This window comes from Microbacterium sp. ZW T6_19, assembly GCF_044987465.1.
Taxonomy (GTDB): Bacteria; Actinomycetota; Actinomycetes; order Actinomycetales; family Microbacteriaceae; genus Microbacterium; species Microbacterium natoriense_A.
Genome location: NZ_JBJDRH010000004.1, coordinates 134,242 through 145,696, shown reverse-complemented (window position 1 = coordinate 145,696; position 11,455 = coordinate 134,242). Strand labels below are relative to the sequence as shown.

12 protein-coding genes, 1 tRNA gene and 1 riboswitch are annotated in these 11,455 nt (G+C 68.2%); of the genes, 7 read left to right on the top strand and 6 right to left on the bottom strand.

Annotated elements, in window-relative coordinates; translation table 11 throughout:
- Window positions 1-26 precede the first annotated feature (26 nt).
- On the top strand, window positions 27-545 hold the full coding sequence (locus ACI3KT_RS07740; protein WP_292906365.1) for a methylated-DNA--[protein]-cysteine S-methyltransferase: 519 nt from the start codon (window positions 27-29) through the stop codon (window positions 543-545).
- Between the two features lie 56 nt (window positions 546-601).
- On the opposite strand, the gene ACI3KT_RS07735 is transcribed toward ACI3KT_RS07740, so the two are convergent.
- The gene (locus ACI3KT_RS07735; RefSeq protein WP_404903453.1) at window positions 602-2,236 is read right to left on the bottom strand and encodes a cation acetate symporter; all 1,635 of its coding nucleotides are present in this window, start codon (window positions 2,234-2,236) and stop codon (window positions 602-604) included.
- Entirely contained in the window at window positions 2,233-2,580 is a 348-nt protein-coding gene (locus ACI3KT_RS07730) for a DUF485 domain-containing protein (protein WP_292906369.1), read from the bottom strand. The genes ACI3KT_RS07735 and ACI3KT_RS07730 overlap by 4 nt, the downstream gene beginning before the upstream one ends.
- A gap of 110 nt (window positions 2,581-2,690) precedes the next feature.
- Here ACI3KT_RS07730 and ACI3KT_RS07725 point away from each other — a divergent pair, with 110 nt between their 5' ends.
- From ACI3KT_RS07725 to ACI3KT_RS07715, 3 genes are all read left to right on the top strand, one after another.
- Window positions 2,691-3,548 (top strand): LuxR C-terminal-related transcriptional regulator, encoded by an 858-nt coding sequence (locus tag ACI3KT_RS07725; protein WP_404903451.1) that lies wholly within the window; start codon window positions 2,691-2,693, stop codon window positions 3,546-3,548.
- A 40-nt stretch (window positions 3,549-3,588) separates the two neighbouring features.
- A riboswitch (guanidine-III (ykkC-III) riboswitch) is annotated at window positions 3,589-3,655 on the top strand.
- A gap of 10 nt (window positions 3,656-3,665) precedes the next feature.
- Window positions 3,666-3,992 (top strand): multidrug efflux SMR transporter, encoded by a 327-nt coding sequence (locus ACI3KT_RS07720; protein WP_292906373.1) that lies wholly within the window; start codon window positions 3,666-3,668, stop codon window positions 3,990-3,992.
- 41 nt (window positions 3,993-4,033) lie between these two features.
- Window positions 4,034-4,381 carry an Lsr2 family protein gene (locus ACI3KT_RS07715; protein WP_292906375.1) on the top strand — a complete coding sequence of 116 codons (348 nt, stop codon included), beginning with the start codon at window positions 4,034-4,036 and terminating at the stop codon, window positions 4,379-4,381.
- A 1-nt stretch (window position 4,382) separates the two neighbouring features.
- Here the strand turns inward: ACI3KT_RS07715 and ACI3KT_RS07710 are convergent, their stop codons facing one another.
- Window positions 4,383-4,973, bottom strand: a complete 591-nt coding sequence (locus ACI3KT_RS07710) for a MarR family winged helix-turn-helix transcriptional regulator (RefSeq protein WP_307298288.1) — start codon at window positions 4,971-4,973, stop codon at window positions 4,383-4,385.
- Window positions 4,974-5,054: 81 nt separating this feature from the next.
- On the opposite strand from ACI3KT_RS07710, the gene ACI3KT_RS07705 reads away from it, so the two are divergent.
- Window positions 5,055-7,232 (top strand): MMPL family transporter, encoded by a 2,178-nt coding sequence (locus ACI3KT_RS07705; protein ID WP_404903450.1) that lies wholly within the window; start codon window positions 5,055-5,057, stop codon window positions 7,230-7,232.
- A 2-nt stretch (window positions 7,233-7,234) separates the two neighbouring features.
- On the opposite strand, the gene ACI3KT_RS07700 is transcribed toward ACI3KT_RS07705, so the two are convergent.
- Window positions 7,235-8,032 carry an ABC transporter ATP-binding protein gene (locus ACI3KT_RS07700; RefSeq protein ID WP_307298292.1) on the bottom strand — a complete coding sequence of 266 codons (798 nt, stop codon included), beginning with the start codon at window positions 8,030-8,032 and terminating at the stop codon, window positions 7,235-7,237.
- Window positions 8,029-8,697 (bottom strand): FadR/GntR family transcriptional regulator, encoded by a 669-nt coding sequence (locus tag ACI3KT_RS07695; RefSeq protein WP_404903449.1) that lies wholly within the window; start codon window positions 8,695-8,697, stop codon window positions 8,029-8,031. Before ACI3KT_RS07695 ends, ACI3KT_RS07700 begins: the two co-directional genes overlap by 4 nt.
- Window positions 8,698-8,750: 53 nt before the next feature.
- On the opposite strand from ACI3KT_RS07695, the gene ACI3KT_RS07690 reads away from it, so the two are divergent.
- A complete protein-coding gene (locus tag ACI3KT_RS07690; RefSeq protein ID WP_404903447.1) occupies window positions 8,751-10,517 on the top strand; it encodes a 2-isopropylmalate synthase in 1,767 nt (588 codons plus the stop codon).
- A gap of 242 nt (window positions 10,518-10,759) precedes the next feature.
- On the opposite strand, the gene ACI3KT_RS07685 is transcribed toward ACI3KT_RS07690, so the two are convergent.
- A tRNA-Arg gene (locus ACI3KT_RS07685) sits at window positions 10,760-10,833 on the bottom strand.
- Window positions 10,834-10,955: 122 nt separating this feature from the next.
- Here ACI3KT_RS07685 and ACI3KT_RS07680 point away from each other — a divergent pair.
- On the top strand, window positions 10,956-11,450 hold the full coding sequence (locus ACI3KT_RS07680; RefSeq protein ID WP_404903445.1) for a hypothetical protein: 495 nt from the start codon (window positions 10,956-10,958) through the stop codon (window positions 11,448-11,450).
- Window positions 11,451-11,455 lie beyond the last annotated feature (5 nt).

The following is an 11,455-nucleotide window of genomic DNA, read 5'->3' as shown; positions in this document are numbered from 1 at the left end:
CAGGAGGCGCGCGTCAGGATAGGGGCATGACCTACCGCTACGACTTCGCGCCGACACCGTTCGGCGACGCCCTCGCGGTCTTCTCCGACGAGGGGATCGTGAGCTTCGACCTGTCAGAGACCGCCGACCCGTCGGTGCCATGGCTGCTCGAGGGCATCTCCTCGCGCCTGCGCGCGATGCCCGAGCCCGACCCCGGCGCCGCAGACGAACTCGCCCACCTGCTCGACGCGTACTTCGATGGCGAGCGCGTGCGGTTCGACGAGCACCTCCGGCTCGACTGGCGCCTGGCAGACGGGTTCGCGTTGGCCGCGCTGCAATCGATCTGCACGATCGAATGGGGCGAGACCCTCAGCTACGGCGAGGTCGCCGTGCTCACCGGACACCCCGGAGCCGCGCGCGCGGTGGGCACGGCCTGCCGGCTCACGCCCTTCTCGATCATCGTTCCTGTGCACCGCGTCATCCGCTCCGATGGCACACCGGGGCACTACGGCGCGCATCCGGAGCGCAAGAGGTATCTGCTCGATCTCGAAGCGCAGCGCCGATAGACGACGCGGACCCCGGCGTGTAGGCCGCCGGGGTCCGCGTGCTCCGCGTGTCCGCCTTAGTGCTCCACCGCCTTCTCGGCGCCGAATCCGGTCAGCGAGCGAACCTCCATCTCCGCCGCGAGCTGCCTGGATTCCTGAACCGAACTCGTGATGGTGCCCAGCCAGCCGAGCAGGAAGCCCAGAGGGATCGACACGATGCCCGGGTTGTTCAGCGGCCAGACCGCGATGTCGATGCCCGGGATCATCGCCGTCGGCGATCCGGAGAAGACCGGAGACAGCACGATGAGGATGATCGCGGCTCCGAGACCGCCGTACATGCTCCATACCGCACCGCGGGTGTTGAAACGGCGCCAGAACAGCGAGTACAGGATCGTGGGAAGGTTGGCGGAGGCTGCGACCGCGAAAGCCAGCGCCACCAGGAAGGCGATGTTCTGCCCTTGCGCCCCGATTCCGCCGAAGATCGCCAGGATGCCGATCACGATCACCGTGCGTCGTGCGACGCGCACCTCGCCGTTCGGATCAGCCGCCACCGGGTTGCCCTCCACGTCTCTGCGGCCCTTCTGGATCACGTTCGCGTAGATGTCGTGCGCGAACGAGGCGGCGGCCGTGATCGTCAGCCCTGCGACCACCGCGAGGATCGTCGCGAACGCGACGGCCGAGATGAAGCCCAGCAGGATCGGCCCGCCGAGCTTCAGGGCCAGCAGCGGAGCGGCAGAGTTCGGCCCGCCCGGTGCGGCGGCGATGACGTCTGCTCCGACCAGAGCACCGGCCCCGTACCCGAGCACGAGCGTGAGCAGGTAGAAGCCGCCGATGAGCCAGATCGCCCAGACCACCGATCGACGCGCCTCCTTCGCAGTCGGCACCGTGTAGAAGCGCATCAGCACGTGCGGCAGGCCCGCCGTGCCGAGGACGAGCGCCATGCCCAGTGACAGGAAGTCGAGCGGGTTCGCGCCGTACTGCAGACCCGGTCCGAGGATCGCATCGCCCTTCGGGGAGTTCGCGACGGCGGACTCGAGCAGGCCGTTCAGGCTGAAGCCGTTGATCGCCAGCACCCACAGCGTCATCGCGAGGGCGCCCGCGATCAACAGGATCGCTTTCACGATCTGCACCCACGTGGTGCCCTTCATCCCGCCGATCAACACGTACACGATCATGAGGATGCCGACCACCGCGATCACGATCGACTGCCCCACCCGCCAGTCGATGCCGAGCAGCAGCGAGACGAGGCCGCCGGCTCCTGCCATCTGCGCCAGCAGATAGAAGAAGCACACCGCGAGAGTCGTGATCGCCGCCGCCATGCGCACGGGGCGCTGCTTGAGCCGGAACGACAGCACATCGGCCATGGTGAACTTGCCCGTGTTGCGCATCAATTCGGCCACGAGCAGCAGCGCGACCAGCCAGGCCACGAGGAATCCGATCGAGTACAGGAAGCCGTCGTACCCGTTGATCGCGATGGCTCCGCAGATGCCGAGGAAGGACGCGGCCGACAGATAGTCGCCCGCGATTGCGAAGCCGTTCTGGGGACCTGTGAAAGAGCGGCCTGCGGCGTAGTAGTCGGCGGCCGTCTTGTTGTTGCGGCTGGCTCTGATCACGATGAACAGCGTCACCGCGACGAAGGCGACGAAGATCGAGATGTTGAGGATCGGGTTGATCTCGAGGTCGACCGGTGCGGCGGCATGCACGACGATCATGATTGCGCCTGCGCCTTCTCGAGTTCTTCACGGATCTCGGTGGCGATCGGATCCAGTCTTCTGTTCGCGAATGACACGTACCACATGGTGATGGCGAATGTCGTGACGAACTGTCCCAGTCCGAAGAGCAGCCCGACGGTGATATCTCCCCACACTCGTTGCGCCATGAAGTCGCGCGCGAATGCTGCGAGCAGCACATATACGAAATACCAGACGAGGAAGAACGCCGCGAGCGGGAAGATGAATGATCGTTGTGTGCGTTTGAGAGTGCGGAAACGCGGGGATTCCTCGACCGCGATGTAGTCGATCGATCCCGCGTCCGTTGAGGGATTCTGTTCGTTCATGGGGCCTCCTTGCCACATGTGCTTCCGTCTCTCGCGAGCGACCTCGCGAGTGGTAGGGTCGACGCTACGAAATGGGGGCACGATGTCGTCACCCCCGGAAGTAGGTAGTCGTGAGCAGCCCGCAGGGGATGGAATCCGAGGCGGAACTCGTCGCCCGCGCGGTGCGCGAGCTCGCTCAGCGCACCCGCTTCCCGGTGGCCTTCGGCGGTCTTGTCGACGACGGTGTCGTGAGCGTCACGAGCATCTTCGGCAACCGCACGCGCGCCCTCGACGGGCTCAGGGTCCGGCCCGAGCGCGGTCTCGGTGGGCGGGCGATGATGGAGCAGCGCCCGCGGATGACGAGCGACTACGGCTCCTCCCGGCAGATCACGCACGACTACGACGGCTTCGTGCTCGGTGAAGGCCTGCGGACGCTGCTGGCGCTGCCGATCGTCGTAGGAGGGCGACCCCGCGGAGTTCTGTACGCAGGCGCGTGGGAACAGACCCCGGTCGGCGGGGTGACGACGGCTCCCGCGATGCAGATCGCTCAGGCCGTGGCCGACGAACTCCGTATCCGCGACGAGGTCGATCGTCGACTGCGCACCACCACTCCACCCGCTGATGCCGTGGCCCCACCGCAACGCGAGGAGCTGCGGGAGAGTTTCGCAGAACTGCGCAGCATCGCGGCGGCGGTCGACGACACCGATCTGCGTGCGCGCATCGCCGGAGTGGAGGCGCGTCTGGTCGCGCTCGCCGGTGACGCGCATCCGACCGCGACAGGCCCCATCCCGACCGTTCATCTCTCTCCCCGCGAGACCGACGTTCTCGCGTGCGCGGCGCTCGGAGCGACCAATGCCGAGATCGCGGCTCAGCTCGGGCTCCGAGAGGGAACGGTGAAGGCGTACCTCGGTACCGCGATGTCGAAGCTCGACGCGTCGACCCGCCATTCAGCCGTGGCGAAGGCTCGGCGCGCCGGTCTGCTGCCCTGATCCGCCCAGTCCCTGCCCAGCGCCGATTGCTACCATGGGCATCGGTCGGCGAACCCCGGCCCCGGACGAGGCAGACCAGTACCCGGTGAGCGCAAAGACTGGTCCGAAAGGACCATCATGTCGTGGATCGTTCTCGTCGTCTCCGGAATCCTCGAGGCCGTCTGGGCGACGGCTCTCGGAAAATCCGACGGCCTGACCAAGCTCTGGCCGAGCGTTATCTTCTTCGTCGGCCTCGCCGCGTCGATGTTCGGCCTCGCATTCGCCATGCGCGATATCGCAACCGGCACCGCGTACGCCGTCTGGGTCGGAATCGGCGCAGCCCTCACTATCGTCTGGGCGATGATCACGGGCGACAGTGAGATCTCCTGGCTGCGCATTCTTCTGCTGATGGGATTGGTCGGCTGCATCGTCGGGCTCAAGCTGATCGACCCCGGACACAAATAGAATTCTTGGCGCAATAGTGAATTCCGACTAATGTCGGATTCATGGCAAGAAGAATTGTGCACCAGTTGGTCGACGACATCGATGGCAGCGTTCTCGAAGCAGGTGAAGGCGAGACCGTTCGATTCTCGCTGAACGGCGCTTCATACGAGATCGATCTGAATGACGAGCACGCTGCAGAATTGCGTGCCGCATTCGAGCCCTACATCTCCGCCGGACGACGCGCGGGGTCTACCCCTTCCGTCGCCCGCACTGCGGCACCGCGCAAGCGGGCGGCGCGCAATCCCGAGGTGGCGGCGATCCGCGCCTGGGCGAACGACAACGGATACACGCTCTCGGAGCGCGGGCGCATCCCCGCTCCCGTCGTCGACGCCTACAACGCGGCGCACTGACTCAACGGTCGCGCTCGCCGGCCCCCGCCCAGGGTTCGTCGGTGAGCGCGATCTCGCCCGCCATGTCATCGAGGAAGCGGATGACGACGTCGCGCTCCTCCGGAGAGAGGCGCGCCGCTGCATGGAACCGCTTGGCATGCTGGCGCCCCACCGTCTCCATGGCCGCGCGGCGCGACTCGGGCGTGATCGTGATCGCGAGCGCCCGTCGATCCGAGGGATGCGCTGACCGGACGATATGGGCGCCGCGAGCCAGCCGATCGAGGAGCTTCGTGGTGGACGCCGTCGAGATGCCCAGATGCGCGGCGATCGCGCCCGGGGTTGCGACGGTTCCCTGGTTCTCGCACACGATCAGGAAATGCAGGGCGCGCATGTCCGTCCTGTTCAGCTGCATGTAGCGCAGAGACGCCTCCGAGAGCTTGTCCTCGGCGTCTCGCAGCCTGCCGAGCGCGCGCATGAGCGCACTCACCTGCGCGACATCGTCCGGACGCATGTCCGACCGGTCGACCAGCTCGCCGCGCGGGTCGCTCGCGTCGACGTCGTAGACCGCCGCCCCCATCGAGGCGACTCGGTCGCGAGGTTCATCGGAGTGCATGAATCGATGATAGACCTCGATTGGTTTCATGCTAGGTTCTTTACTTGCCAGGCTAGCTAATTGATACGGCGGGAGATTCGTATGATCCAGTCCACCGGAACCAGGCGAGACCGCACGTCGCGACGGCGCTCGTGGACGCGGGCTCTCCTTCCGGCTGCGCTGATCCTGGCCTGGTTGGCAGGAGCCGGCCTCGGCGGACCGCTGTTCGGAAAGGTCGACGAGGTCTCGTCGAACGACCGCACCGCCTATCTGCCCGAGTCAGCAGATGCGACGCAGGTGCAGAAGCTCCTGGGTGAGTTCACAGACAGCGACTCGATACCGGCGGTCGCCGTCTTCGTCACCGACGAGAAGCTGTCCGAGGCCGACACGAAGGCGCTGAGCGAAGCGGTGGCGAGTGCCACGAACGTCGAGGGGGTCGACGACGACGTCTCTCCCGCGATCGTGAGCGACGACTCCCAGGCGGCCCAGGCGTTCATCCCGATTCGCAGCGATGCGGATCTCGCAGGCACCGTGGAGGCGCTGGCCGCCCACCTCCGCTCCGCCGCTCCCGACGGCGTCGCCGTGTACATCACAGGCCCCGCGGGGTTCTCCGCAGATCTCGTCGCCGGCTTCGCCGGCATCGACGGTCTCCTGCTCGGCGTCGCGCTGCTCGCGGTGCTCGTGATCCTGGTACTCGTCTATCGCTCGCTGCTGCTGCCGGTGGTCGTGCTCTCGACGAGCCTGTTCGCGCTCTGCGTCGCTCTCCTCGCCGTCTGGTGGCTCGCGAAGGCCGGGATACTGCTGCTCAGCGGCCAGACTCAGGGCATCCTGTTCATCCTCGTGATCGGGGCTGCGACCGACTACGCGCTGCTGCTCGTCTCGCGCTTCCGCGAAGAGCTGCGCTCGACACAGGACAAGGGCGCGGCCCTCGCTGCCGCTTGGAAGGGCGCATTCGAGCCCATCGTCGCGTCCGGCGGCACCGTGATCGCCGGCCTTCTCTGCCTGCTGCTGAGCGACCTCAAGTCGAACAGCACCCTCGGCCCCGTCGCCGCGATCGGCATCCTGTTCGCCATGCTCGCTGCCCTCACGCTGCTCCCCGCACTGCTGATGCTGTTCGGCCGTGCCGTGTTCTGGCCACGTCGACCTGCTTTCGACCCCGATGCCGTCGCGGCGGAGGACGGCAGGCCCGCCACGGGGATCTGGGCCCGGCTCTCCGGCCTGATCGCTCGGCGTCCTCGCGCGATCTGGATAGGCACGACCGCACTGCTCCTGATCGGCGCCGCGGGCCTCACCCAGCTGAGCGCCACGGGTGTGCCCCAATCGGACCTCGTCCTCGGTTCATCCGAGGCGCGCGACGGCCAATCCGCCCTCGGGGAGCATTTTCCGGGCGGCTCGGGCAGCCCGGTGTACGTCGTCATCGACGAGGCCCGTCTTCAGGATGCCGCCGAAGTCCTGCTCGCCTCCGACCATGTGGACGGAGTGACTGTCGCGGCGGCCGATTCGCCGAGCGGCTCGGCGCCCGTCAGCGCGGACGGCATCGGCGCCGCAGGCGCACCGGGCGCGCCCTCGCCGGAGCCCACTGTCGTCCGCGGAGACGTCCTGCTGCAGGCGACGCTGACGGACGCCGCCGATTCGGATGCCGCGGCATCCGCCGTCCGCGAGCTCCGATCCGAACTCGGCCCGCTCGGCGCCCTCGTCGGCGGCGTGACGGCGACGTCGATCGACACGAACGACGCCTCGATCCACGACCGCAACCTGATCATCCCGGTGATCCTGGGCGTGATCATGGTGATCCTGATGCTGCTGCTGCGCTCACTGCTCGCGCCGGTCCTGCTCATCCTCACCACGGTGCTGTCGTTCGGCACCGCGCTCGGGGTCTCGGCGCTCGTCTTCGACGGCGTCTTCCGCTTCCCCGGCGCGGACCCCGCGGTACCGCTCTATGGATTCGTGTTCCTCGTGGCGCTCGGGATCGACTACAACATCTTCCTGATGACGAGAGTCCGCGAGGAGTCGCAGCGGCACGGCACCCGCGACGGCATCCTGCGCGGCCTCTCGATCACGGGCGGCGTGATCACCTCGGCCGGTCTCGTCCTGGCGGCGACCTTCGCGGCGTTGTCGGTGATCCCGATCCTGTTCCTGGTGCAGCTCGCGTTCATCGTGGCATTCGGCGTGCTGCTCGACACCTTCGTCGTCCGCTCGCTCCTCGTGCCGGCACTCGCCCACGACATCGGCCGGCGCATCTGGTGGCCGTCGAGGCTGTGGCGCTCAGGCGACGAGTGAACTCAGACGGCGAGCCTCCGTCGTGCTCGCGCGCTCCAGCGTCCGCCGTCGTGCGCGACGTCGATCGGATGCCGGAACGCCGCGCTGATGGTCTCCGAGGTCACGACGTCCGCGACGGCGCCCGCAGCGAGCACGCGTCCGTCTGAGATCACCATCGCGTGGGTCGTGCTCTCGGGGAGTTCTTCGAGGTGATGCGTCACGAGCACCGAGGCGACCTCTGGTTCGCTCCGGGAGAGGTCGTCGATCGTCTCGAGCAGCTGCTCGCGCGCGGCGACGTCCAGGCCGGTCGTGGGCTCGTCGAGCAGGAGGAGGGCCGGAGAGGCGGCGAGCGCACGCGCGATGAGCGAGCGACCGCGCTCGCCCTGCGACATGGTGGGCCAGTGCGCATCGCCGCGGTCGCCGAGGCCGACCAGAGCCACGAGTTCCGCGGCACGACGGCGCTGGGGATCCGTAGGCTCCCAGCGCATCATCCGCTCGATCGTGCCGGTGAACCCGGTGAGGACGACGTCGAAGGCCGTGAGATCGGAGCGGATCGGATGCCTGGGGTTCACATGCCCGATGTGCCGGCGCAGCTCCTGGAGGTCGACGCGCCCCAGTCTCCTGCCCAGCACGTCGACCGTGCCGGAGGTGGGATGACTCTGCGCGCCGCAGAAGCCCAGGATGGTGCTCTTGCCTGCGCCGTTCGGGCCGAGAAGCGCCCAGTGCTCTCCCGCCCCGACCTGCAGATCGATGCCGTGGAGGATCTCTCTGCCGTTTCGACGGAACGAGACACCGTCGAGCCGCAGCACGTCGTCGCTCATGCCAGTGCGTCCTTGAGCTCGAGCAGATGGTCACGGCTCTCCGCTCGCGCAGCATCCGCGTCGCGCGCGATCACCGTGTCGGCGAGCCGCACGTGCCGGTGATGGTCCTCCGCGCCCCCGAAGTCCACGCGGATCCGGAGCATCTCGATCATGGTCTGCCTCAACCGAGGTGTCAGGCCATCGAAGAGGTCGAGCAGGATCGGATTGTGCGCTGCCGCGATGATCGCCCGATGGAACGCGGTGTCGGCGTCGACGTGCTCCTCGATCGAGGCGACGGCGGCGGCGCGGTGCTCCAGCGCACGACGGATCGCTCGGACGTCGGCGGCGGTACGGCGGGTCGCGGCGAGAGCGGCCGCCTCGGACTCGATCGCGATCCGGGCCTCGATCACGCTGACGATGTCGGCGCGGCGGAGCACCGCGTCCCAGTCCTCGGGCGCATCGAGAGCAGTCACGAAGACACCGGCGCCCTGGCGACTGGCGAGCACCCCACGGCCGGCGAGCTGCCGGATCGCCTCGCGCACCGTCGACCGGCCGACTCCGAGCTGCGGAGCGAGGGTCGTCTCTCCCGGCAGCTTCTGGCCGAGCTGCCATTCGCCGGCGCGAATGCGACCGAGAAGCAGATCGGCGGCCTGATCGGCGAGCGGAGTGCGGTGGATCTGTGGCATGTCCTCGAGTATAACTTGTCAACTTGTCTGAGGAGTTGATACCGTCTTCACCCATGAGCTCCCGCCCCTTCCCTACCCTGTCGACGCCAAGCGGCCCCGTGCCCTCCGACGCCCCGAGCTGGAACCGCCAGCGCGGCTCCCAGATGCCCTCGCACCGCTACCTCTCCGCCCACGACCGGGTCCCGCTTCCGCTGACAGACCGGATCTGGCCGACACGCCGGCTCACCCAGGCGCCGCTGTGGGTGCCCGTGGATCTCCGCGACGGCAACCAGGCTCTCGCCGAGCCCATGGATCCCGCCAGGAAGAGGCGCTTCTTCGAACTCATGGTCGCCATGGGGTACAAGGAGATCGAGGTCGGATATCCCTCCGCATCGCAGACCGACTTCGACTTCGTCCGGCTCCTCGCCGAGAGCGACATCGCTCCCGACGACGTCACGATCGTCGTGTTCACCGCGGCGCGGCGCGATCTGATCGAACGCACGGTCGCCTCGATCGACGGCATCCGCAATCCCGTGGTCATCCACGTTTACACCGCGACAGCGCCGACGTGGCGCGATGTCGTGCTCGGCCGCTCGAGAGACGAGCTGAGGCAGCTGATCCTCGCGGCGGGAGAAGACGTGCTCGCGCTCGCCGGAGACCGGCCGAACGTGCGCTTCGAGTTCTCGCCCGAGGTGTTCAACCTCACGGAGCCCGACTACGTCCTCGGCCTGTGCGACGCCATGACCGCGCTGTGGGATGCGACACCCGAACGACCCGTCATCCTGAACCTCCCCGCCACCGTCGAGATCGCCACGCCCAACGTCTACGCCGACCAGATCGAGTACATGCACCGCAACCTCGCCCGACGCGACGGCGTGATCCTCTCGGTGCATCCGCACAACGACCGCGGCACCGGCATCGCGTGCGCCGAGTTGGCCGTGCTGGCAGGAGCGCAGCGCGTCGAGGGCTGCATCTTCGGCAACGGCGAGCGCACAGGCAACGTCGACATCGCGACTCTCGCGCTCAACCTGCACGCCCAGGGCGTCGATCCCAAGATCGACTTCTCCGACATCGACGAGATCCGGCGGACCGTCGAGTACTGCAACGGCATCGAAGTGCATCCGCGGCATCCGTACGTCGGCGATCTCGTGCACACGGCCTTCAGCGGCACCCACCAGGACGCGATCCGCAAGGGGTTCGCGGAGCACCGGGCGCGTGCGACCGCCGAGGGCGCAGATGATCGCGACCTGGCCTGGCGGGTGCCGTACCTGCCGATCGATCCCGCAGACCTCGGCCGCGGCTACGAGGCGGTCATCCGCGTGAACTCGCAATCGGGCAAGGGCGGCATCGCCTATCTGCTTGAGACGGAGTACGGGGTCGAGTTGCCCCGGCGGTTGCAGATCGACTTCGCGCGCCGGGTGCAGGAACACGCGGATGCCGTCGGCGATGAGCTGTCGGCCGCAGAGCTGTGGGCGCTGTTCGAGAGCAGCTACCTGCTCGGGGCACGAGGGCCGGAGCTCGTGCACTACCGCATCGACGACGAGCAGACGGAGGTCACCGTGCGCGTGGACGACGCCGAGCACTCGCATCGGACCGACGACCTCGGCCCCGTCGAGAGCCTCGTGTCCGCTCTCGCAGCCGCCGGAATCGCCCTCGAGGTGCTCTCCCTGCATCAGACGAGCGTCGGCTCCGGTGCCGGAAGCGACGCGCTCACTCTGGTGGAGTACCGCAGCGCGGCGGCGGTCGGGTGGGCCGCGGGCCGTGCGCGATCGGTGCTAGAGGCGAGCTTCGCGGCCGTGATGCGGGCGGGGGCTCATGTCGCGGGAGTCGGGGTGGCGTGAGGGGAGCCGGGGTCGCACGGCGGCGTATGGGACGTCGTGCCCCGCTGGGGGCTGGGTCCGGTGGAGGGCACGGACGTCGTGCCCTCGCGTCCCCATCGGCCACTCGACGCGCCGCGGGTTCTGTAGGCGGGGAACGTGGAGAGGGAGGGCGGCGCGTCGAGCCTCCGGCCGACGGGGCCCCTCTGTCGAGGGAGACTAGACATCCGAAAGGGGCCGCCTCCGGCGACCCCTTTCGGACGTCGTGCCCTCGACAGGATTCGAACCTGCGACCTGCCCTTTAGGAGAGGGCTGCTCTATCCTGCTGAGCTACGAGGGCCTGCAACAAGCTTAGAGGAATCCCGGCGACGTTCCGCGGCGGCGGCCGCTGCTGCGGCGGCATCCGGTATCTTCGGGTTCGTCGGCGGCATCCGCCGTTCGACGACGACCAGGAGGACGACGATGACAGATCCGTCGAGGCCAGAAGACCACAACCCCTACGCTCCGCCGCCCGCCGGCGAGCCCGTCGTGCCACCGGCAGCGGCGCCTCAGGAAGGGCCCCCGCCCGCGTACCAGCCGCCGGCGGCTCAGCCGCCGCAGTACCCGGCAGCGCAAACGCCTTCGTATCCCGCCGCCCAGCCACCGCAGCATCCCGGAGCGGCCTACCCCGGCGCCCCTGGCGCCGGCCCGCAGTCCTCGCCGCCCGCAGCCAAGAACTCGGCCAAGGCCTCGAGCATCATCTCGCTCGTGGCCGGGGCCGTCTCGATCTTCCTGCTGCCGTACATCGCCGGCATCGTCGGCATCGGCACGGGCGTGACGGCGATCCGCATGAACGCTGCGGCGAAGAACTCGGGCAGCGGGTTCAACGGCGCTTACACGGGCATGGCCATCGGCGGCATCGTCCTCGGTGCACTCGGCATCGTCCTGAAGCTGGTCCTCGACATCGCGCTGCGCTGAGCGAC

Excerpts from the sequence above, each read along its gene's own strand:
- ACI3KT_RS07740 (WP_292906365.1), top strand. The coding sequence starts at position 27 with ATGACCTACCGCTACGACTTCGCGCCGACACCGTTCGGCGACGCCCTC.
- ACI3KT_RS07735 (WP_404903453.1), bottom strand. The coding sequence starts at position 2,236 with ATGATCGTCGTGCATGCCGCCGCACCGGTCGACCTCGAGATCAACCCG.
- ACI3KT_RS07730 (WP_292906369.1), bottom strand. The coding sequence starts at position 2,580 with ATGAACGAACAGAATCCCTCAACGGACGCGGGATCGATCGACTACATC.
- ACI3KT_RS07720 (WP_292906373.1), top strand. The coding sequence starts at position 3,666 with ATGTCGTGGATCGTTCTCGTCGTCTCCGGAATCCTCGAGGCCGTCTGG.
- ACI3KT_RS07715 (WP_292906375.1), top strand. The coding sequence starts at position 4,034 with ATGGCAAGAAGAATTGTGCACCAGTTGGTCGACGACATCGATGGCAGC.
- ACI3KT_RS07710 (WP_307298288.1), bottom strand. The coding sequence starts at position 4,973 with ATGCACTCCGATGAACCTCGCGACCGAGTCGCCTCGATGGGGGCGGCG.
- ACI3KT_RS07705 (WP_404903450.1), top strand. The coding sequence starts at position 5,055 with ATGATCCAGTCCACCGGAACCAGGCGAGACCGCACGTCGCGACGGCGC.
- ACI3KT_RS07700 (WP_307298292.1), bottom strand. The coding sequence starts at position 8,032 with ATGAGCGACGACGTGCTGCGGCTCGACGGTGTCTCGTTCCGTCGAAAC.
- ACI3KT_RS07695 (WP_404903449.1), bottom strand. The coding sequence starts at position 8,697 with ATGCCACAGATCCACCGCACTCCGCTCGCCGATCAGGCCGCCGATCTG.
- ACI3KT_RS07690 (WP_404903447.1), top strand. The coding sequence starts at position 8,751 with ATGAGCTCCCGCCCCTTCCCTACCCTGTCGACGCCAAGCGGCCCCGTG.
- ACI3KT_RS07680 (WP_404903445.1), top strand. The coding sequence starts at position 10,956 with ATGACAGATCCGTCGAGGCCAGAAGACCACAACCCCTACGCTCCGCCG.